The sequence below is a fragment of the uncultured Pseudoteredinibacter sp. genome, from assembly GCF_947500695.1.
Lineage (GTDB): Bacteria > Pseudomonadota > Gammaproteobacteria > Pseudomonadales > Cellvibrionaceae > Pseudoteredinibacter.
Window position 1 is genome coordinate 155167 of record NZ_CANMSS010000011.1, and the last position, 20666, is coordinate 175832.

Here is a 20666-nt window from a genome sequence, read left to right on the forward strand (position 1 = left end):
CGCTTGGCGTATGGTAATAATATAAGGTATTTAAATTGAAGTTCTATATTAAGTTTGTCTTCGTAACTGTGGCTATATTTTCAACGGTATCTACAGTTGCGGCAGGGATTAAGATTAGTTCCGTTCATACAACGGAGCAGGATTTGGCAGAATTCAATGATAAGCTTCTGGCTTTACTTGATCCTATATCTGAAAAAGACTTCAGTATCCAGAGCGTCAAAAAGCTGGAATTTAGCCGGCGATCTGGAGTATTGGTTTGTGTAGAATCCAAAAAACAACAATACCCCTATAAGCCGCCTTACGCTTTTTTTAAAAGCGGTTCGGTAATGTATCACTTGGGTGGAGGTGAATTTTGTCATCTGCCAATAGGAGAGCACGCATATACAGAATATCGTCTAAAAAAACCTGGAAACTTAGGCATTAAGGACGGTGATAAGGAAGCTATCGGTAATGGTCAAGTGGTCCTGGAGTTTACTGTGACCTATGAAGGAAAGGCTGAAAACTTGCGGATTATAAGTAATAGTACTAAATCAAAGCGTGCCGAAGAGATCGCTATTGACGCTATATCAAGGAGTGAATATCGAACGCGCGAGGTTGCGGGCCAAAAATCAAGTGTGCACGGTTTGCGCAGGACTTTTACTTTTTAGGTTTTTTGTTACGTACATTTCGATAGTTTAGCTCTGGGACGGCTGTAAATGTTCGGGCGGTCGTAAGACTTGGTTGGAGCAGAAGGGTAATTTGGCTGAGGTGTAAATTACCCTCCCTAGGCCCGACTAACAGTTTGGCCTAGGGAGCTAAGATCACAAACTTTCAGGGAACGATATGAAGCAAGAAATGGCATTAATGTGCATCGCAGGCGCGGGACTGTGCTTGATAACTGCTTGCGTACCAGTCCAGCCTTACAATTCGGAAGGCATGATTAAGGTTTCTTATATTAATTATTCTGGTAATAGTAACTTTGAGCCAATAAATACGCCGAAACCACGCTTTCCTATGAGCCTATACGGCAAAGAAGATGAGGGTGATTGTAAAATGCGCTTCGACGTAACACCCATGGGTAAGCCTGTTAACATAAAGGCAGTCAACTGTAGCCATGTGGGCTTTAAAATGGCATCAATACTTTCGATAAAGGAATTGCGCTATCCATTGCCACACCAGCAAGGTGATCCTGTATTTGTTGAAGGTGTTGAATACAACATTAAGTTTCTAGTACAGTAATAAGTAAGTGGCTAGCTACAGATCGCTATCTGACTTTGCTTTAAAGAAAATTTCTGAAATATAATTCTCCCCACATTCTTCAAACGTAACTGTCCAGCCATGATACTGACATATGCGGCTAATAATCTCCTGCCCATAACCATAGCCTTCGCGATTCTGCTGCTCGGCGATATTGTTGGATGAGCGAATAAATTCATTGTTGGCTTCAATGCTTAGCTGTTTGCAGCCGTGATTTGCGCTGTTTTTAATCAAATTGTGAATGGCAACGCTGAGCATTGCTTGGTGGGCTAATACTCTGCAGTTGGGGGCGATATCCATGTTTGCCGTCATATTCTTTTGCGTCATGATGTTTTCTTGTCTGAGCACGCTATGGCGGATCATGTCTTCTAAGTTGCAGTGTTGCCAATGTTGAGTTGAAGCGGGTTGGTCATGTTCTCGGCCTAATGCTAAGAAGGTATCAACTAAGGTCTCAATATCATTTCCGGCATTACTTATACGTTGTAGGTTACGTGTGTATTTATCTTCATCTAAATCTTTTAGCTGTAAAACCGAGATGGCATTTCGGATGATGGCGGCTGGGGTGCGCATTTCGTGGCTGGCATGGCGGGTGAACGACTTTTCCCTTTCGAGCTGATTGGCGTTTTGCTGTAATAGATGCGCTAGGGCTCGGCTCAAAATCCCCAGCTCATCTTTTCGGTCTTGGCCATGTAAGCTTCGCCCAGGTTGCCAGTGAACACTTGCGTCTTCCGCAAGCTCGACAATCGGTTTGGCTAGAGTGCGAGCAAGAATTGCTGCGATAAAAAAGCTGGCAAATAGAACAATGCTGCCAATGGCAAATAATGTACTTGGTATGGTGTTGTCCAGTTGATGAATGGAGCCGAGCTGGTTTTCATCTAGGACAATAAATATTCGGTCATCGTGCTGTGTTAGCTCGGCCACTGCGATATGATTGTTGTCATCGCTCAATTCATGAATGCCACTTTCTAAAGATAAATATTCTTTGGGAATGGCTCCTTCGCTTTGTCGATAACTTTTGAAATAACTGGTGCTTGGTAATTTACTTGGCCCTTCTAGCAATACTCGATCGAGTTCTCGCTTTAGATAGCTTTGAGCAATATGATCTTCTGTGCCATATATCGATAACTCAATCAGCACGCTGTAAAAAACAACAACGAAGAGTGAGAAGGGCAGCAAATTGGCAAGCACTCGCCAGAAATAGGAATTAATCGGGTATAGCAAGACGGTAGCCCTTTCCGTGAATGGTTTTGATTAGCTGGCTATCAAAAGGCTTGTCGATAGCCATTCGAAGTCGATAAATATGTGTGCGCAAAGTATCACAGTTTGGCGGCTCACCCTGCCAGAGCTCTTTCTCAAGCACCTCTCGGCTAACGGGTGCGGGGGCATATTGAGCTAGGGTTTCCAGTAAACGAAGCTGAATATGGTGCAGCTCTATGGTTTTATCTTGTCGTTTTACCTGCTGTGTTTGCTTGTTGATCTCAATATCACCAAGTTGAACAAGCCTAGCTTTAGTGTTGCTTTTACGCTGCGCGAGTACTTTGAGTCTTGCTGCCAGCTCGGCTGGAGCGAAGGGTTTTACTAGATAGTCATCACAACCCGCTTCGAAGCCAGCCAGTTTGTCTTCTAATGTATCGCGTGCAGTGAGGAAGATAATAGGCGTGCTTAAGCCATGCTGCTCTCTCAATATTTGGCATGCACTCAGGCCGTCCATCTGCGGCATGTTTACATCCATAATCAAGACGTCATAGCTATTGTCCTTACATAGCTCTAGGCATGCTTGACCATTAAAGGCGAAGTCGATCTCGAAACCCACTTCCATTAGATAGTCGGCTAACGACCCTGCCAGCTCAGGATCGTCCTCTACTAGGAGTACGGTAATGCTCATTCGAACACCTCTTGCTAGGAACGGCACATAGAAAATGATGAGCTATGACCATGAAAATTTCAAATGGTTGCGAAAAAGTGTGTTTAATTTCAGTTCACATTCGGATCACATTATCGTTGCTAGGCTTGCCCGCCAAGAGGTGAAGTATGGGCAAGTTTTTCTTATATTTTGGCGCGAGTTCTGCGGCTACATTGATGCATTACATTGTTTTCTATCTGTTACTTGGCCTTCTGTCGGCGGTCTCAGCTAGTGTTGTTGCGTCTATTGCTGGGGCACTTCAAGCATTTGTTTTAAATAGAAAATATGTCTTTAAGTCTCAGTTTAACAAAGGCTTGAGCCTACGGCGTTTTATGTTCGTTGCCAGTTTGTCCTGCCTTGTTAATTTGTTGTTGGTGTGGGTTTTAATAATGGGGCTGTCAGCAGGGCCATGGTTCTCGCAAGTTATCGCAAGTTTAGCGACGTTTGTGCTGGGCTATTTTTTAAATTCGCAATGGTCCTATGGTTAGTTGCCAAAAGAAGGTGTTTATGAATAAACGACATATCGAAGTCACTATCGTTGTGCCTTGTTATAACGAAGAGGCTGTGCTGCCGAGTTTCCATGGGAGAATCATGAACGTGTTGGCCTCTACTGATGGTTGCTGTGAAATTCTGTATATAGACGATGGCAGCCAGGATGAGACCTTTAAATGGATCTCTGAATTTTGCTTACATGAGCAGGTGCGTGGTATTCGATTCAGTCGTAACTTTGGCAAAGAATCGGCAATTCAAGCTGGTATCGATCATGCTAAAGGGCAAGCGATCATTCTTATTGATGCGGATCTTCAAGATCCACCAGAACTAATTCCCGACATGATCTCAGCATGGCGCTCAGGCTATGATGTGGTCAATATGCAGCGCGAGTGTCGCGGCAAAGAGGGTTTGGCAAAAAGGCTTAGTGCCAAGGCCTTTTATCGTCTTATCGCGAAGTTGAATAAGCGTTTGCATTATCCCAATGAGGTGAGCGATTTTCGTTTGATAGGCGCAGAGGTTATTCGCTCCCTGCGTGCTACCTCAGAGCATTCTCGAAGTTTCAAGTCTATGGTGAGTTGGTGTGGTTTTAATAGCATCGAGTTACAGTACAAGCGTGACGAAAGATATGCCGGGGATACCAAGTGGAATCTATGGTCCCTGAGTGATCTTGCGATAGAAAGCATAATGTCGGTATCAAGAAAACCCCTAAGGATTTTCAGCTTTGCCGCAGCGCTACTATTTATTTCTAGCTTGCTTATCAATCTTCTGAGTCTTTGGTTTACTAGTTTTAATGTGGGTATTTTCTCCTTATTGCTGCTCTCTTTCTTGGGCTTGGGCCTGGCTATGATCGGTGAATACCTCGGGGCTACTTATCAAGAGATAAAGGGTCGTCCGGGCTACCTAGTTGCTGATTTTATTGATAGTGAGTTTGTGGAAAATACCTCGGAACTAAATTTCGTTGATCAGCTTTACCCTGTTAAAGATTTACCAAAAGTGTTTGAATTATAATGCCATTCACAAATCTGGGAGCTGATCTATCAGTAAATAATAAAATACATTTATCAGGTTTCTTGAAAAGTGAGAGGTCCGCGCTCTATTTGTTGTTGTTTGTGGTATTGCTATTTCGACTTTGTCTAATGGCCATGTATCCCTTGTTGGACACCAGTGAGGCACGTTATGGTGAAATGGCTAGAAAAATGGTCGAGCTCGGTGATTGGGTGACCCCAATGTTTGACTACGGTGAGCCTTTTTGGGGTAAGCCGCCCTTATCTTTTTGGATGCAGGCATTGTCGATCTCGATGTTTGGTGAATCAGAATGGGCTTTACGCTTGCCTTCCTTTCTTTGTCTCTGCCTTAGCTGTTATTTGTTAATTCGCTGGGGGCTAGAGGAATACTGTGAAAAAAGTGCTGTGCTCGCTGCAATTATCTTAAGCAGTTGTAGTTTAGGTTTTGTTGCCTTTGGTGCAGTGTTAACCGATCCCATGTTATCTGTGTCTTTGTTGTTAGCCCTCTATGGTTTCTGGCGTGCCGTACAATATCAAGATAATATTTTGGCCTTGCTCGGTTTTATCGGTTTAGCCTTAGGCATGCTTGCTAAGGGGCCAATTGCTCTGGTTTTATTTTCTGTTCCTGTATTTCTATTTTTGCTTGTCAATAAGGCTTGGTCGAAGCTGCTTTTATTGCCATGGCTGAGAGGCCTGGCTTTATTTTTTCTAATCACCATGCCTTGGTATTTAATAGCAGAGTGGAAAACACCTGGGTTTTGGGAGTACTTTTTTCTGGGTGAGCATATTTATCGTTTTATGAAGCCGGGCTGGAGTGGAGATCTCTATGGTAATGCCCACCTTCATCCGCGTGGCTATATCTGGTTATACGCTTTAGTATCAAGTCTTCCTTGGTGCCTACTGCCTTTCTTTAAGCTTAGACCTTTTGGAAGATTAGCCGGGCTATTTAAATCTAGCACAACATTATTTCTTGTTTTCTGCACATTAACTCCGCTGATGTTTTTTACCTTGTCCAGAAATATACTGTGGACCTACGTGTTGCCAGCGCTGCCTCTATTGGCTCTATTGCTGGCCGTGATTTTGGTGCGCTTAGCTGTAAAGTTTCGATATTTAATGATTTCGGCCGCAGTCATACCGCTAGCTGTGTCTTTATTGCTGGCTGATGGCCGTAAGTTTGAATCTTGGAAGAATCAAAAGCCTATTATTCAATACTGGCAGGCAGTTAAAGAAGACGACGACTTGCTCTATACCTACCAGCGGCGCATCTACTCGGCGGAATTCTATAGTGGAGGCAAGGCTCGTCAGTTGCCTTCCGAGCTAAGCAGTGTTGTCGGCCAAAGCTTTTACTTAATCGTACGAGAGAGCTACTCCTTTCAAGAGCGTATGCTGCAGCATGCCTGCGAGCTTAAGAACACGCTTAATGGCAGTCGCATTTACTACTGTGAGATGTGAACCGAGGGGCTGATCAAATGAAAGTTAAAATGACGCTCACATTTCATCAGCACAGCATTCAGCCTGTAAAAATTCGATCAGCGCTTCAAAGTGCTCGTATTCGGCTTGGCAATACAGCGTTCTGCCGTCGCGGGTTTGGGAGAGTAGCTGGGCTGAGGCCAAGCTTGCTATATGGTGGGATAGGGTCGAGTTGGGTATCTTCAGCTCTTCCTGCAGCTTGCCTACGGCCATGCCGGGTTGGCCTGCTTTGACCAAGCGCTTATAAATCGATAAGCGAATAGGGTGTCCGAGTTCTTTTAGGGCCTTGGCGGCTATTTCGATATCCATTGTGTCTCTGTACTGCGGTATTTGATATTTCGATATTAGCAGAAATATCTTGACCTGGCCTTCCTTTAAAACTATATTTCGACAATTCCAGAAATATAGTTTTATTATTTTGTAGTTATTAGAGTTTTGTAGTTATTAGAGTTTTGCGGTTATTTCGGTTTAACAGTTATGCCTGCAGATCGTTGTTTCAGCTTGAGAGATATAGGAGGACAAGATGATGACTCAGTCAGCTATCGCGGCGAGTTTGGAAATGTTTGTGTTTTTGGTGGCTGAGCTAACCTTGCTGTTTTTAGTGGTGAGCTATGCTGTGGCTTATTTGCAAACTCGGCTGCCGCCACAGAAAATTCAAGACATTCTGGGCGCCAAGCAAGGCAAAGGCTACTTCTTTGCAGCCTTGCTGGGGTCAATTACCCCGTTTTGTTCCTGTTCGACCATCCCGTTTCTAAAAGGCTTGCTAAGAGCTAAAGCGGGTTTTGGAACCATGATGGTGTTTCTCTTTGCCAGCCCGTTACTCAATCCAATTATTATTGCGCTTTTCTTTGCCACCTTTGGTGCGTCGGTAACATTGTTCTACTTTGTGATGGCGATGGGGGTATCGCTAATTGCCGGTATTGCTCTAGAGGCCATGGGCTTTGAGCGTTACATTAAAGCACAGTCCTATGAAGCTCCTAGTTCAAATAGTTGTTCTCAAACTTGTGGCCAGGAAGTTCAAAAACAAAGCTTATGGCGTGAATTGTGGGAGTCGACTTGGCAAGACTTTAAAACGGTTTTGCCCTATTTGATGGCGGGCATTGCGATTGGCTCGGTGATTTATGGTTTTATGCCCACCGAGTGGGTGGCTAAATTTGCCAGTGCGGAAAATCCATTCGCCATTCCTGTGGCGGCGATTATTGGTATCCCACTGTATATCCGAGCCGAGGCTGTCATTCCATTGAGTGCGGTATTAGTCACTAAAGGGATGGGGTTTGGTGCGATAATGGCCTTGATTATCGGTAGTGCTGGGGCAAGTCTTACCGAGGTGATTTTATTAAAATCCATTTTTAAAAGTCCGCTAATTGTTGCCTTTTTATTGGTTATCGTGAGCATGGCGATTATTTCAGGTTTTCTATATGGAATGATCTTCTGAGGGCCGCTGGAGGCATGAGCAGATTGCCTTGCTAGTTGTTTATGCTGACTATGGAGTCGATTCGGCTTAAACTGCTTAAGGCAGCTCTGATTAATGGAGGTGCCTTAATAGTTAAGAATAATAATTTGCTGGCGACAATGCTCGCCCAGTAATCCTTACTAGGAGCCTCCAATGCATTTCTCCGTTGAATCTTTTCCTCATTTTGTCAGTGAGGATATTTGCTTACAGTTTAACCGTGTCTGGCAGCGATTGGCTGAGCCGGGTTACTGGTGGACAGCACAGCAGCGCAAATTAATTGTTGAGGCTATGCGAGCGGCGAAGCCTAGACCAGTTTACGACCGCCAGCGTGAAGCGGTGTCGAATTTATCTCACGAAGAATCATCTCAAGAATACTTGAGCCCACTGTTGCTCGATACCATCGAGCGCGTTAGCACTGAGTCGGGGCAGTTGGATGGCGAATGGTGTAAATCCGTCTGCGAAAGAGTTGGCGAGGGTGCTTATGTAGAGCTGGTAGCCTTGATTATCTTGGTGTTGCCTATTGATCGCTTTTGCATGGCACTGGGGCGAGATTTGCAGCCTTTGCCTGAGCCCCAAAATGGTGAGCCCTTAAGAGCTTACCCAGAGGATATTGTGGCTAACGGGGCTTGGGTGCGCCAAACAAAATCAGCGGTTGCAAACAAAGAGTTGGTGAATGTTTCACGCGCCTTAAGTATCTGCCCGATTGAAAATGGCCTGCGTCGTGATCTGGTGGATGCTATGTATATGGAGGGCCATAGTTTTTTCGATAAGTTGTGGCACAGAAAATCTTTATCGCGTACTCAGTTGGAAATTGCGGCCACCCGCACCTCTGTGATCAACAGGTGTTTTTATTGCGCCAATGGGCATACCATGATTTTGGATATGGCGGCCAAGGCTAGCGGTGATGCCGTTGATTTGAAATCCCCTCAGGGCCAAGAGGTGAATGACATTGGCGTCGAGCATGGTGAGCTAATTTTAGACTATACCGAGTTCGCAAATCGTGAGCCCGAAAAAGCCTATGAGCAGCACGCCAAACTCATTGAGGTGCTGGGCGAAAGAGCTGCCATGGAATTGGCCGCGGTAGTGGCTATATTTAATGGCTTAAATCGGACTAGCGATCCAACCGGAGTACCAATGGAAGAAACCCTGATGGCCTATGGGCGATTAGGCAATAAAACCGAGAGCCTAGGCTTAGCGGAAATGACAGGTATCAATAATACCGAGCGCCCTTCTTTGCTGCAGAGTATTTGGATTTTAGTGAAGTTTCAGATCCGGCGTATTATGGGTGAGGGGCAATAGGCACTGCTGCTATTGCTCAGCGAGGTATTCTTTCAGCTCTTCAAAAGGTAGGGCGGGGCTAAACAAAAAGCCCTGCAGCTCATGGCAGCCATTACCGCTGAGAAACTCTTTATGGCTGTTTTGCTCTACCCCTTCGGCAACTATTGAAAGTTCGAGGCGTTTAGCCATCTCTATAACACTTAGAATAATTTCCCTGGCGTTTGCGCTTTGATCAATTTCTTGGGTAAAGGACTGATCTATTTTAATACGCTTATAGGGTAGCTGTTTTAAATGGCTTAAGGATGAATAGCCGGTTCCAAAATCGTCAATGGTAAAGCCGATGCCAAAATCGTTGAGCTGACTCATAACTTTCATGGCCGTGTCGATGTCTCGCATCAATGTGCTTTCGGTAACTTCAAACTCTAGGCTCGATGGCGGAAGGCCGAGCTCCATAACAATAAGTTGCACACGGCTGACAAAGTTTTCGGATAAAAATTGTTGGGGTGAAATATTAAGGCCCATTTGAATATCTTCATGGCCCAGTTCGCGCAATTGTTTTAAATGGAAGCAGGCTTTCTTTAAGACCCAGTCGCCAATTACCGAGATCATGCCCGAGTGCTCAGCCACAGGAATAAAACTACTGGGGCTGATCCAGCCAAGTTTTGGGTTCTTCCAGCGCAGTAGGGCCTCAAGGCCATTGCAGCTACAGTCGCGTACGTCGATGCGAGGTTGAAAGTGCAATTCAAATTCCAATCGGTCGATAGCGTGGACCAGAGCTTGCTCCAGCTCATAGCGGGCCTGTACTTCTTGGCCGATGGTTTCCGAATAAAAGCAGTAGCTATCTTTTTCGTCCATGCGAGCTTTGAACAGTGCGGTGGAAGCGTTGCGCATTGCCTCCCCAGCGTCGTGACTGTCTTTCGGCCAGCAACTTATGCCCATATTTGGTGATAGGATTAAGCTCTGGCGGTCTCGGGTAATTGGGCGGCTGAAGCTGGCATCTAAGCGCTCTAGCAAGTCTAGGGTATTTTGCCCTTGTTGATCGTCGCTAACTAAAAAGGCGAAGTCATCACTATTAAGGTGCGCCATAAAATAGCCAGGGCGATTAATTTCACGCAGCTGCTCGGTAATTTGTAGTAGCCCTGCTTTACCCAAGCTCTGATCATAAATGCTGTGACTGGCATCGCTCCAATTAAAGTGGCAGATAATCAAAGCGATATGCTGGCTACTCTGAGCTTGGATAATACTGGCAAGCTCCCGCTCGAGAGCTCCTTGGTTGGGTAGCTCGGTAAGCGGGTTGCGGCTACTTAGTTCGTCCAGTTTATCTTGTAGCTCCTGCTGGGTTTTAGCTTGGTAGTGTAGGCGCCATAAGTTCCACAGTGGCCAGCAAATCATTAGGCAAGCAATGCTAGCGGCCGGGGCAAACCAATATCCGCTAGCTAAAAGCATTGCCGAAAGCGTTAAGCTTGCGCTGATAAAAACTAGGGTAAGTGAGAAACCATAACGCAGCGGCGCCAACATGATAGCGCTGGCACCCAGTAAAATAATCAGAACGCTGATTAACCACTGCTGCCAGGGGTTTAGCTCTTGAAGCACTTTGCCTTGTAATAAACCATTGAGTTGCTGGGCGAGCAGTTCTACGCCAGGCATTCTTTCGTGCTCTCGGTATGACGGGGTAGCAATTCGGTCCCCAATCCCGGTTGCTGTTACACCCACGAATAGATATTTGTTATTCAGTTGATCTAACTTGATTCGCTGACGTAAAACATCGGCATAGGAAAGTCGTGTTGCTTGATCTTGGCGTAAGGTGAATGGAATTAAACCTCGCTTGTTGCGTACCCAGCCAGCAACGATTCTGCCTTCGGTATTGTGGTTTTGCAGTTTGTCGAGTTGTGGTACTGGGTCTTTTGCAAACTGTGCCATGGCCAGGGGCATTGATGGCCAATGGGCATCGCCCATGCCGCCATAGGCATGAAACTTTCGATTTAAGCCGTCAAGATCAAGCTCTACATCCACATGGCCAATGCCGGCCGCGCCAGCGGCAAGGCTTGCCATTGGCAATAACTCGCTAACCCCGGATCCTTGGCTAAGCAAAACAGGAGCAGTGATCAAAAAGGTTTTGCCATTTTTTTCAATCGCCTTGGCTAGCGCTTGGTCAGCACTGGCTTCTTGGGGCTCTGAAAAAATAATATCTAGGCCAATGGCCTTGCTGTCGTATTGGCTGAGGACATTCAATAACTCGGCGTGAATATTTCTGGGCCAAGGCCAGCGGCCAAGCTCCATGATGCTGGCATCATCGATATCGATGATGACAATATCTGTGGACATCTGTGGTGCCTGAACCGGCAATAGTAGATCGTAGCTGAGGGTGTCGAAGCGATTGAGGAGGTTGCTATAGCGCAGCCCGCTGGCCAATATTAAGAGGCCAGCGAGAAGCAGGATTGCAACGCCCAGTGTCTGTCTGTCTCGCCCGGGCATATTACCGCCTGCTTAGATGATCAAAATGGCAATAATACCAAGAATTAGCGCCCAATGGCTGTTATCGGGTAAGCCTTCAATAACTTGTGTGCTACCCCAAGGGCTTTCGTAACCATCGGCTTCAATAGTTTTTACACGCATATAGCGCTGATTACCTGTGTGTGGCTCAAAGGCAAACTGTGGTACATCGGTGGTTTCATCCACAATAATGCGCTTAAAGTTTTTATCCTTGGCTATTTGCACTTTGTAGCGCTGGCCTTCGCCGGTTTTTTCCCAACTGGCCAGCAGCTTGCCATCATCGCCACTCGCAAGGGCGGTCTCGGGCTCTTTTGGTATCGGTTTTACGTTGTAGTGGCGAGTGACGCCAACCGGGCCATGCTCTCCGTCGGTAGTAATACTGGTTAGGCGCCAGTAGAAGTCGCCCAGTTCTGCTACTGCATTGCTATCGAATTGGCGGGCTTCGGTTTCTTCTTTGAGCAGTAAATTGTTGAATTCTGGATCGCTGGCTAGTTCAAGTAAATATCGCTGAGCGTCGCTGGATTCGGTCCATTGCAGAGTTGGCCATTCGGCGCGGTAGCTCTGTTTGTTGTGCGGTTTCAAAGGCAGTGGTGGCTGAGGTCTGGCATCCAGCACGAACTGAGTCATCTTTTCGAGGCCTTCTAAGCCCAGCTCATCGATGCCGCGCACACGCACAAAGTACTCGCCATCGGGCAAGTCTGGTAAAGCCGCTTTGTTGTACTTGCTGACACCTTGCCACAATAAGGTTTCAAAGGCGGCGTTTTCGCTGACTTCTGTTCGATAAGCTTTGGCACCATCGAGTGCATGCCACTCTAGGCGCCAATTGAGCTGTCTGATGGCGCTGGGGATGGCTTTAAATTTAGGTGCTGGTAGCAGCTCTTTCGGTTTGCTGGGGGCTTCGCCCGCTTTTACCTGAGTGCCGAAACCCGCCGGAACCAGCGTCTGGGACTTGCCGCCAGCAACAGCGACTCTGCCTTCCACTACCTCGATATTGGATACCTCGCCGTTGTCATTTGCGACAGCGCGGTAAGCGGTGCCTCTAACCGCACTAATGGCGGACGGGGTGTGGATTTCAAAACGCGAGCCAGGGCCGATAGCGGTGGTGACTTTTGAGCTTAAGCGGCCCTGCAGGAGCTTAATACGTGAATCCACCATACCTGTGCTGCCGTGTGCGCTAAGGTGATCAAATCGCACAATGCTTTGGTCAAAAATGGAAACTATAGAGTTGTCTGCAAAACGGATAGCAACACCGCTGTTTTCGCCAGTACGTATAACATCGCCTAGGTAGATTTCCATGGCTTTGCTGGCATCTAGGCGCTCTTTGCTTTGGGCTCGTTCGATTTCGGCTTGGCCGGTAATCGAGTGAATGCGAGCAGGTACTAAGTTTGATTTAATCCAAGCCATCGGTACGCGGATAACTGAACCTGGCTTCATTCGAGTTGGATCGCTGATATTGTTTATCTTGCGTAATTGCTCAAAGCGGGTGACCTTATCTAGGTGTTTTTTACTAAAGTTCCAAAGGTTGTCGCCATCTACTACGGTGTAAACCCACTCATCAGCGAGTGAAAGGTGTGTAAAGCACAGGCTTAAAAAGCAAAGTGCAAGCTTGTATCGCAGGTGTTTGCGCAACATAGTGTATTCCAGCTAAACCGCTTAAATTGAATTTCTTTTAGGGCGTGATTTATGCGCCAGACCAAGTATTGGCAGCTCTAATTTGATAGGGAATGTTAAATTCCTTAAAAAGACTGCTTCTCCTTGTATTTGGCTGCGTAGTCTACCAAAACTAGGTATAAATCCCATTGAAAGTGCCCTCAGTAAGCCGGCCAAAAGCTTAATTTGAGAAGGAGTACACGCCGGATGATCTCGCGGCCTAGACAATTACTCTGGCGCTTGAGCTGCACTTCCACTGGGCAAAGCCCTGCATTATGGGTTCTCTAAGATGAATATAGGCTGAAAGTGCTAATTTATGTTCCGAGCTGGATTCTTTCTTGCTTCTTTTGGTGCAATTTCGACTTCTCTACCCCTGCTAACTGGCCGCCCATCAAACTTTAGCTAAACTTTGAAAAAAACCAATAAAAAGTACCAAGACTTGATCCTCAATTTAAAGGACTATTAGCTTTCACTAGGCTTAGGTAAAAAGGTCTATTTGTTTGAGTTAGGGTGCGATTAAATTAATTAGAAAAACTTAGGGCGGTTAGCAATGGATGCAGCGACTACAGCAGTAATTCTTGTGGGTTATCAGAATGATTACTTTTCGGCTGAAGGTATTCTTCATTCAGCATTAGAAGATAATAGTCGAGTACAAGAAGTGCTCAACAATACCTTAACTTTACTGGAGGCTTTGAAGCCCAGTTCAGTTCCGTTTATTCATACGCCAATCGTTTTTACCGAAGACTATAGTGAATTGGTGGAGCCGGTTGGTATTTTAAAGATAATCAAAGATACCGGTGCTTTTAAGCGAGGCGCTCCTGGATCGCAAACGGTGCCTGAGTTAATGGCCTTGGGGTCGCGGATGTTAAGTTTGCCTGGAAAGCGGGGCCTGAACTGCTTTTCAAATACTTCTGTGCATGAACACCTTCAGCGAGCAGGCGTAAGCGATGTGTTAATCGCCGGTGCGGTAACCTCTTTATGTATTGATACAGCAGGAAGAGAGGCCGCCGATTTAGGTTATCGAGTACACATCCTAGAGGATTGCATGGTGGCTAGAACCAGTTTCGAGCAGGAATATTTTGCAAAAGAAATCATGCCTCTGTATGCCAATGTTATCGATAGCAAAGCAGTAATCGCGCAACTATGCGCCTAAGCGTTTAGGTGCGCCAAATGTCCAGCAGCAAAAGCACGCTACAAAATGAACTTCTAGCTCAGGCTCAAACTCGTTTGATAGAAGAGCTGCAAAGTTCTCAGCGTCATTACGCACATCTAGTCGATCACCTAAAGGATGTTGTTTTTCACTTAGATGAAAATCTTTCCTGGAGTTTTTTGAACCAGGCCTGGACAGAGCTCGCGGGGCAAAGCGTGGAGCAGAGTCGTGGGCAGTCTGCTCTTAATTATTTTCGAAGCTCAGACGCAGAACCTTTCGAGCAGGCTTTATTGCAATTGCTTAGTGGTGAGTTGGCTGATCTAGAGGCGCAATACTATCTATTGCGATGCGATGGAGACGGCCGTCATGTTGAGGTTTCTTGCCGCGCAATGCGAGATGATACTGGGCGCTTGAGTAGTGTGGTTGGTGTTATACGAGATGTTTCTGAACGCTTAGAGAGCGAGCAGAAGATATATCATATGGCCTATCATGACTCCTTGACAAACTTGGCCAATCGTCGACAACTTATGGAGCGTCTATCGAGTGTCTGTGTGCCTAGCAGCTCTCGCTCAATTGCCTTACTGTACTTAGATCTTGATGATTTTAAAGACGTCAATGATATGTATGGGCACTCTGTTGGAGATGCGGTCTTGCAAGAAATCGCACAGCAAATACCTATAGTTGGCTCTTCTGAAAATTATTTGGCAGCGCGTATTGGTGGTGATGAATTTATTATTTTGTTTGAACAGTTGGCAAGTCATTATCCAACTGCTCGTGCCCATCTATCAGAGGCTGCTAGAGGCTTACTTGAAAGAATCTCGCGTATTAATAAGCATGTGGGCACATTTAATGAAATCAAATGCAGTATTGGTATTACCTTAGTAAATAGTCAGTCCATTTCTGCCGAGGAGTGCTTAAAGCAAGCCGATTTTGCCATGTATCACGCAAAGCGTGCTGGCAAGAATAGAATACAGTTTTATGATGCCGAGCTTGCTAAGCAAGAAAGTCGTAGGCAGCAACTACAAAGAGAGTTATGCGAAGCTGAGCGTTATGGTCAGTTTACCGTGTTTTATCAGCCGCAAGTCGAGGCGGATAAAAATAAAGTACAAAAAGCTGAGGTGCTTCTGCGTTGGCAGCATCCACAGCGTGGTTTGCTAATCCCGAAAGATTTCATCCACGAGCTGGAAAACAGTGATCTTATTAAACCTCTCGGGCAATGGGTGCTGGATCAGTCTCTGGCACAGCTGAGTGCATGGAGAAAAATGGGCTACGAGAGCTTAAGCCTATCGGTTAATGCCAGTGCAGGCCAGTTTCAAAACCCTGAGTTTGCTGACGATGTTCGACGCTCCCTTCAGCGCTTTGATATACCCGGCGAGTGTTTGGAAATTGAAATCACCGAGACAACAGCGTTAAACAATGTCCATAGCGCGATAGCGAAGATGCGTGCCTTAAAAGATATTGGTGTAAAGATAGCCTTAGATGACTTTGGTACGGGCTATTCTTCCCTGTCTTATTTGAAACATTTACCCATCGATACCATTAAGCTGGATCGTAGCTTTGTGCAAGGCCTGCCCGACAACGGTTACGATAGTGCGATCGTGCAATCCACCTTGCTGATGTCTAAGCACCTTAAGCTGAGCTCTGTAGCTGAAGGTGTAGAATCCGAAGAGCAGTGCCAGTTTTTAAAGGCTCTAGGCTGCGAGCTCTACCAAGGCTATTTGTTTAGTCCGGCTATCTCTGCGGATCAATTTGCTGAGTACTTGCTGCAGCGTAGCTAGTCTTTCTTTTCTCTCGCTCTTTCTCCGATTGCTTATTCGCTGATCCGTGTTTGGACGCCTGCCGGGATGGTGGTATGGTGTGCCCAAATTCAGTTCTGTTTCATCTCAGGAGAAACTGCCTTGTTGTTACTAATCACCTTTATGGTGCTGGCTATCGCTATTTCATTCTTGTGTTCGGTCATGGAAGCGGTGCTTTTAAGTATTACCCCAAGCTATATAGGGGTGCTGCGTAAAGAAAATGAAGCATTGGCCAATCGAGTGCAGTCCTTAAAGGACAATATTGATCAGCCGTTGGCTGCGATTCTGACTCTAAATACGGTTGCCCATACGGCGGGTGCTGCAGGTGTGGGGGCACAAGCAGCCGCAGTATTTTCAGATGCGGCAGTCGGAATCGCCTCAGCCATTATGACCTTGCTGGTATTGGTGCTCTCTGAGATTATTCCTAAGACCTTGGGAGCCAGTTATTGGCGCGGACTAACACCCATCGTATCTTTGAGCTTGGTTTTCTTGGTAAAGGTATTTAAGCCATTTGTTTGGATGTCAGATCGCCTGACTCGCCTGATCGGCAAAAAGGAAGATGAAGCCCACTTTATTCGTCAAGAAATTGAAGTAATGGCTGAGCTGGGTTCAGAGGCTGGCGCCTTAAACCAAGATGAAAGCGATACCATTCGAAGCTTATTAAACTTTAGAACCGCTAGCCTAACCGATATTATGACGCCACAGACTGTGCTCTTTAAGGTGCATAAAGATATCACAGTGGATGACTACCTTTCAGAGCATGGCTCAGTACCCTTTTCGCGGGTCTTAGTCTTTGATGAAGATGGTGATGATGTGGTGGGCTATGTCCATAAAAATGACCTGATGTTAGCCTATCACCGCCTTGGGCATGACTATCGCGTGGGTAAACTTATCAAATCTCTTTATACCGTTCCTGAAACTCTAGCGGCCCCTAGCTTGTTTCAAAACTTGCTGCAACGCCGTGAGCATATAGCTTTGATTGTTGATGAGTATGGAGCTGTGCAAGGTATTGTCACCCTAGAAGATTTACTGGAATCTTTGATTGGCGTGGAGATAGTTGATGAGCATGACCGCGTCAGTGATATGCAAGTGAAGGCGCAGCAGTTATGGAAAGAGCGTAGCGAAGCCCACGATAAAATCATTGATGATAGTGGCCTCTCTGATGACTTGGCTAGTGATCAAGATGACGATGGCCAAAATAACAGTGCGCAAGATAACGGCGACCAAGGTAACAATAAAACAGATTAAAACGGGATAATCATGTTTATTCAAACAGAAGAAGAGTTGCGTGAGATATATGGCTTTCCAACTGGGAGGGCCAAGGACAAGCAGCTGCCTAGTTTGGAAAAACATGCAATTAACTTTATCGCTCACTCGCCTTTTATGTTGCTCTCTACGAGTAATGCTGCGGGGAAGTTAGATTGTTCCCCGCGCGGAGGCTCGCCTGGTTTTGTTCATGTTAAAGACGAGAACTGTATTCTGATTCCTGATGCTAAAGGGAATAATCGCATTGATAGTCTGGTGAACATCGTAGAGACGAAGAGGGCGGGTTGTTTATTCCTGATCCCGGGGGTTGATGAAACTCTTAGGGTTAACGGTCGTGCAAGCATCAGTGCCGATCAAAGTTATCTTTCCTATTTTGAAGATCAAGCTAAGCCTGCCATAAGTTGTGTTGTTTTGCAGATTGAAGAGGTCTTTTTGCATTGTGCAAAGGCTCTGATGCGTTCTAGCTTGTGGGACGTGCAATCACAAATCGAACGCTCTCGTTTTCCTACTATGGGGCGGATGATAAAAGAGCAGTTGAACTTGGGCGGAGAAACCGAAACCCAAGAACAGATGATTGAGCGTTATAAGAAAGACATCTAGCCGCCAAGACTTAATAAGTTCTTAAGATCTAGCTGCTCATTGCTAATTTGCTCTTGCGTAGGCGAGATGTCTGATTTTAATAATTGTTTTGCTGTCATAAAATCTTTCGGGCGGTTGATACAATCTGCGGCAATTAAGCGCTTCGCCTTGAAATACCAGACGCTAAAGTTTTCTTCCTTTGGATCGCCACGCACTACGTAGTCGCTATAGCCCATATTAAAACCAGCTATTTGCAGTTTTACGTCATATTGGTCTGACCAAAACCAAGGGTGTTCGATACTTGGTAGGGGTTTATTACAAAGAGTGGACGCAATAACTCGTGCCGTATCATTGGCGCTGGGTACCGACTCTAGGCGAACCTGCCTATTGAGCTTGGGGTGTGGGTATGAGCAGCAATCGCCGGCTGAGAATATATCCATATCGCTGCTGCGGCCTTGCTCGTCAACAACGATACCGTTATCGATACTTAAGCCTGCCGCTTCGGCGAGCTCGGTATTGGGTATGACGCCGATACCAATAATAACCATATCTGCTGACAGCTCTCGACCATCGGCGCAAAGTACAGCCTCGACTTTATGTTCACCCTTGATGGATTCCAATTGAACCTTGTTGAGGACTTTTACGCCTTCACTCTGGTGTTTGTTGCAATAAAAATCAGAAACTTCGCTAGCGGTAACACGTTGCAGAATTCGATCGCCCGCTTCCAATACGGTAACGTCGGCTCCAAGTTTGTTGAGCGAGGCGGCGGTTTCTAATCCTATATAGCCGCCACCGATGACGACAACGCGCATATTTTTCTTAAATTGCTTTTGTATGCATTTGCTGTCCTCGGCACTGCGCAGATAGTGTACTTCTGGAAGATGAGCGCCGCTTAATGGGAGAAGTCTAGGTCGAGCGCCGGTACATAGAACTAGCTTGTCGTAGTTTAGAAGCTCGCCATCGCTGAGCTCTAGTTTCTTGTGGCCGCGATCAATACTGATTACTTTGCAAGCAAGCCTCAGAGTCACATCCAGCTTTTCGTATGCTGACGCCGGACGAATCAGTAATTTGTCTTCTGCGAGCTCACCACTTAAAAATGCTTTGGATAATGGTGGCCGTTGATAGGGAAGCAAGGCTTCTTCGCCGATAAGAGTTATAGGACCGGTCCAGTCAAGTTGTCTTAAACTGGCGACTAGCTGCGCCGCAGCGTGAGAGGCGCCGACAATTACACAATGCATGCTAAAAATTCCGAGTAGGTTTTGATGTTTTCAGAGGGCTAGAGAGAAACTAGCAAAGACGTAAATAGGCCGGGCAAAACAGCCCGGCCTAGGCATTTACTAAGAAACGGCTTTAATAACCTGGGAGAAGTTATCCAGCATTTCTAGTTCTTCTTCCTGCTCAAAGTAACCAACATGGTGCCAGCATACAAATTCTTCAGTGCCATACTTTTCTTTTAATGCACCAACTTGATCAATAACCTGGTTGACGGTGCCTTTCCAAACACGGCCCATTGGTACATTGTACGGCGGAGCATTGTAGGCAAAGTTAAACAGCTCTTCGAAATCGCGATAGTGCTGTTCAGCTTGGGCTTCGTTTGAACCAATGGTTAAGTGGCCCCCGAGCACCAAAGTGTTACCTACGGTGCATTCGGTGTGACCATGTTTGTGGGCTTCCTCGATATACAGGTCCATGGTCATATCGATAAATTCTTCTTTGGCTACAAAAGCAACCAGCTTGGCCCCTTCTTTGGCCCAGAACTTAGCGGTTTCCATTGACCACGAGAAAGGCACATACAGCGGTGGAAAATCACGGCCTTCACGAACCCGCGGGCGAGGTACGATGCCGGTCTTTTTCAGGCGGTCGTTCTCATCCAGTGCGCCTTCTCCGCCCCAGGCTTTGGTTGGCGGGAATGGCCAAGTGATGTCAGTTGGGGGGATGTCCCAGAACTCGCCATAGTGGTTAAAGGTTTTATTGGTCCAGGCTTTTTTGATCACCTGCCAAGACTCCTCCATCAAACGGCGATTTCGGGCATCTGCTTTTGAACGATCGGACTGGGTGGTAGTGATATCCAAGTACTGGGATAAATTGTTAAGCCAACGCGGGGTGTTGCCACGCACGAAGCCACAGAAGAGGCGACCATTAGTCATGTGGTCCAGCATGGCCAAGTCTTCTGCTAGGCGCATTGGGTGGTGGGCGGTCAGTGCCATGCCTACCTGGCCAACCATTAGGTTCTCAGTGTGTTGGGCAATGTGCAGGTTCCACAGTAGTGGATTGGTAGTGGTTTCGATACCCTCAACTTGAAAGTGGTGCTCGGTCATACAGAAGCCAGCAAAGCCATTTTGGTCGGCGAATTGCATCTGTTCTGTGGTGCGCTGTAGCAGCGTTTCAAAGCGATCTGGGTCGCCACCAGGAAGCTCGACATCTTCACCTTTGCTGCGCATATAGGGCTGTACAAGTATATGGGCCTTCATTGCTAATCCTCTAATGGTATGAACGTTCGTTCGATTATAGGGTGGAAGTGAATATTTGTATAGATGTTGGCTGATGAAAGATCCCAAACTGGGGTCAGAACCCGCGGGTTCTGACCCTGTTCTTCGGTGCTGTGATGTATCTGCAGCGGCGGGCTTGAAAGGTTACCTATATGAAGCTTCGCTGCACTTAGGTGTGTACTTAAAAATCGTGCAGGCATCAGGGGTCAGAACCCGCGGGTTCTGACCCCGCTCTTCGGAGCCGTGATGTATCTGCAGCGGCGGGCTTGAAAGGTTACCTATATGAAGCTTCGGCGCACTTAGGTGTGTACTTAAAAATCGTGCAGACATCAGGGGTCAGAACCCGCGGGTTCTGACCCCGCTCTTCGGAGCCGAGATGTATCTGCAGCGGCGAGCTTAAAAGGTTA

The 20666-nt window shown here is 46.4% G+C and carries 18 protein-coding genes; 11 read left to right on the forward strand and 7 right to left on the reverse strand.

Annotated elements, in window-relative coordinates; translation table 11 throughout:
• Positions 1–35 precede the first annotated feature (35 nt).
• Both Q1A08_RS17970 and Q1A08_RS17975 read left to right on the forward strand, forming a co-directional pair.
• The gene (locus Q1A08_RS17970; protein WP_299775470.1) at positions 36–647 is read left to right on the forward strand and encodes an energy transducer TonB; all 612 of its coding nucleotides are present in this window, start codon (positions 36–38) and stop codon (positions 645–647) included.
• 175 nt (positions 648–822) lie between these two features.
• Entirely contained in the window at positions 823–1218 is a 396-nt protein-coding gene (locus Q1A08_RS17975) for an energy transducer TonB (RefSeq protein ID WP_299775472.1), read from the forward strand.
• A 15-nt stretch (positions 1219–1233) separates the two neighbouring features.
• Here Q1A08_RS17975 and Q1A08_RS17980 read toward each other — a convergent pair whose 3' ends face one another.
• Together Q1A08_RS17980 and Q1A08_RS17985 are read right to left on the reverse strand one after the other, a co-directional pair.
• Positions 1234–2457, reverse strand: coding sequence for a HAMP domain-containing sensor histidine kinase (locus tag Q1A08_RS17980; protein WP_299775474.1), 1224 nt, complete (start codon positions 2455–2457; stop codon positions 1234–1236).
• Positions 2441–3121, reverse strand: a complete 681-nt coding sequence (locus Q1A08_RS17985; protein ID WP_299775476.1) for a response regulator transcription factor — start codon at positions 3119–3121, stop codon at positions 2441–2443. The genes Q1A08_RS17980 and Q1A08_RS17985 overlap by 17 nt, the downstream gene beginning before the upstream one ends.
• A 146-nt stretch (positions 3122–3267) precedes the next feature.
• On the opposite strand from Q1A08_RS17985, the gene Q1A08_RS17990 reads away from it, so the two are divergent.
• From Q1A08_RS17990 to Q1A08_RS18000, 3 genes are read left to right on the forward strand one after another with little or no spacing between them, the layout of a single operon-like run.
• Positions 3268–3627, forward strand: coding sequence for a GtrA family protein (locus tag Q1A08_RS17990; RefSeq protein ID WP_299775478.1), 360 nt, complete (start codon positions 3268–3270; stop codon positions 3625–3627).
• Between the two features lie 19 nt (positions 3628–3646).
• Complete coding sequence (locus tag Q1A08_RS17995) at positions 3647–4639, forward strand: glycosyltransferase family 2 protein (RefSeq protein WP_299775480.1); 993 nt, start codon at positions 3647–3649, stop codon at positions 4637–4639.
• Positions 4639–6087, forward strand: a complete 1449-nt coding sequence (locus Q1A08_RS18000) for a glycosyltransferase family 39 protein (RefSeq protein ID WP_299775482.1) — start codon at positions 4639–4641, stop codon at positions 6085–6087. Before Q1A08_RS17995 ends, Q1A08_RS18000 begins: the two co-directional genes overlap by 1 nt.
• A 36-nt stretch (positions 6088–6123) precedes the next feature.
• On the opposite strand, the gene Q1A08_RS18005 is transcribed toward Q1A08_RS18000, so the two are convergent.
• Positions 6124–6414, reverse strand: a complete 291-nt coding sequence (locus Q1A08_RS18005; RefSeq protein WP_299775483.1) for a metalloregulator ArsR/SmtB family transcription factor — start codon at positions 6412–6414, stop codon at positions 6124–6126.
• 214 nt (positions 6415–6628) lie between these two features.
• Between Q1A08_RS18005 and Q1A08_RS18010 the strand changes: the two genes are divergently transcribed.
• Both Q1A08_RS18010 and Q1A08_RS18015 read left to right on the forward strand, forming a co-directional pair.
• A complete protein-coding gene (locus Q1A08_RS18010; protein ID WP_299775485.1) occupies positions 6629–7540 on the forward strand; it encodes a permease in 912 nt (303 codons plus the stop codon).
• A 171-nt stretch (positions 7541–7711) separates the two neighbouring features.
• Positions 7712–8857, forward strand: coding sequence for an alkylhydroperoxidase-related (seleno)protein (locus tag Q1A08_RS18015; RefSeq protein WP_299775487.1), 1146 nt, complete (start codon positions 7712–7714; stop codon positions 8855–8857).
• Positions 8858–8866: 9 nt separating this feature from the next.
• Here Q1A08_RS18015 and Q1A08_RS18020 read toward each other — a convergent pair whose 3' ends face one another.
• The gene (locus Q1A08_RS18020; RefSeq protein WP_299775489.1) at positions 8867–11311 is read right to left on the reverse strand and encodes an EAL domain-containing protein; all 2445 of its coding nucleotides are present in this window, start codon (positions 11309–11311) and stop codon (positions 8867–8869) included.
• Positions 11312–11323: 12 nt separating this feature from the next.
• A complete protein-coding gene (locus Q1A08_RS18025) occupies positions 11324–12961 on the reverse strand; it encodes a FecR domain-containing protein (RefSeq protein WP_299775491.1) in 1638 nt (545 codons plus the stop codon).
• A 568-nt stretch (positions 12962–13529) separates the two neighbouring features.
• Between Q1A08_RS18025 and Q1A08_RS18030 the strand changes: the two genes are divergently transcribed.
• From Q1A08_RS18030 to Q1A08_RS18045, 4 genes are all read left to right on the forward strand, one after another.
• Entirely contained in the window at positions 13530–14132 is a 603-nt protein-coding gene (locus Q1A08_RS18030; RefSeq protein WP_299775493.1) for a cysteine hydrolase family protein, read from the forward strand.
• A 17-nt stretch (positions 14133–14149) separates the two neighbouring features.
• Complete coding sequence (locus Q1A08_RS18035) at positions 14150–15907, forward strand: GGDEF and EAL domain-containing protein (protein ID WP_299775495.1); 1758 nt, start codon at positions 14150–14152, stop codon at positions 15905–15907.
• 120 nt (positions 15908–16027) lie between these two features.
• On the forward strand, positions 16028–17173 hold the full coding sequence (locus Q1A08_RS18040; RefSeq protein ID WP_299775497.1) for a hemolysin family protein: 1146 nt from the start codon (positions 16028–16030) through the stop codon (positions 17171–17173).
• 12 nt (positions 17174–17185) lie between these two features.
• On the forward strand, positions 17186–17791 hold the full coding sequence (locus Q1A08_RS18045; protein ID WP_299775499.1) for a pyridoxamine 5'-phosphate oxidase family protein: 606 nt from the start codon (positions 17186–17188) through the stop codon (positions 17789–17791).
• On the opposite strand, the gene Q1A08_RS18050 is transcribed toward Q1A08_RS18045, so the two are convergent.
• On the reverse strand, positions 17788–19008 hold the full coding sequence (locus Q1A08_RS18050) for an FAD-dependent oxidoreductase (protein ID WP_299775501.1): 1221 nt from the start codon (positions 19006–19008) through the stop codon (positions 17788–17790). The two genes, Q1A08_RS18045 and Q1A08_RS18050, sit on opposite strands and share 4 nt — an antisense overlap.
• Before the next feature lie 99 nt (positions 19009–19107).
• A complete protein-coding gene (locus Q1A08_RS18055; protein WP_299775503.1) occupies positions 19108–20241 on the reverse strand; it encodes an LLM class flavin-dependent oxidoreductase in 1134 nt (377 codons plus the stop codon).
• Positions 20242–20666: the final 425 nt, after the last annotated feature.

Excerpts from the sequence above, each read along its gene's own strand:
- Q1A08_RS18035 (WP_299775495.1), top strand. The coding sequence starts at position 14,150 with ATGTCCAGCAGCAAAAGCACGCTACAAAATGAACTTCTAGCTCAGGCT.
- Q1A08_RS18045 (WP_299775499.1), top strand. The coding sequence starts at position 17,186 with ATGTTTATTCAAACAGAAGAAGAGTTGCGTGAGATATATGGCTTTCCA.
- Q1A08_RS17995 (WP_299775480.1), top strand. The coding sequence starts at position 3,647 with ATGAATAAACGACATATCGAAGTCACTATCGTTGTGCCTTGTTATAAC.
- Q1A08_RS18030 (WP_299775493.1), top strand. The coding sequence starts at position 13,530 with ATGGATGCAGCGACTACAGCAGTAATTCTTGTGGGTTATCAGAATGAT.
- Q1A08_RS17975 (WP_299775472.1), top strand. The coding sequence starts at position 823 with ATGAAGCAAGAAATGGCATTAATGTGCATCGCAGGCGCGGGACTGTGC.
- Q1A08_RS18010 (WP_299775485.1), top strand. The coding sequence starts at position 6,629 with ATGATGACTCAGTCAGCTATCGCGGCGAGTTTGGAAATGTTTGTGTTT.
- Q1A08_RS17990 (WP_299775478.1), top strand. The coding sequence starts at position 3,268 with ATGGGCAAGTTTTTCTTATATTTTGGCGCGAGTTCTGCGGCTACATTG.
- Q1A08_RS17985 (WP_299775476.1), bottom strand. The coding sequence starts at position 3,121 with ATGAGCATTACCGTACTCCTAGTAGAGGACGATCCTGAGCTGGCAGGG.
- Q1A08_RS18020 (WP_299775489.1), bottom strand. The coding sequence starts at position 11,311 with ATGCCCGGGCGAGACAGACAGACACTGGGCGTTGCAATCCTGCTTCTC.
- Q1A08_RS18050 (WP_299775501.1), bottom strand. The coding sequence starts at position 19,008 with ATGCATTGTGTAATTGTCGGCGCCTCTCACGCTGCGGCGCAGCTAGTC.
- Q1A08_RS18000 (WP_299775482.1), top strand. The coding sequence starts at position 4,639 with ATGCCATTCACAAATCTGGGAGCTGATCTATCAGTAAATAATAAAATA.
- Q1A08_RS18015 (WP_299775487.1), top strand. The coding sequence starts at position 7,712 with ATGCATTTCTCCGTTGAATCTTTTCCTCATTTTGTCAGTGAGGATATT.
- Q1A08_RS18005 (WP_299775483.1), bottom strand. The coding sequence starts at position 6,414 with ATGGATATCGAAATAGCCGCCAAGGCCCTAAAAGAACTCGGACACCCT.
- Q1A08_RS18055 (WP_299775503.1), bottom strand. The coding sequence starts at position 20,241 with ATGAAGGCCCATATACTTGTACAGCCCTATATGCGCAGCAAAGGTGAA.
- Q1A08_RS18025 (WP_299775491.1), bottom strand. The coding sequence starts at position 12,961 with ATGTTGCGCAAACACCTGCGATACAAGCTTGCACTTTGCTTTTTAAGC.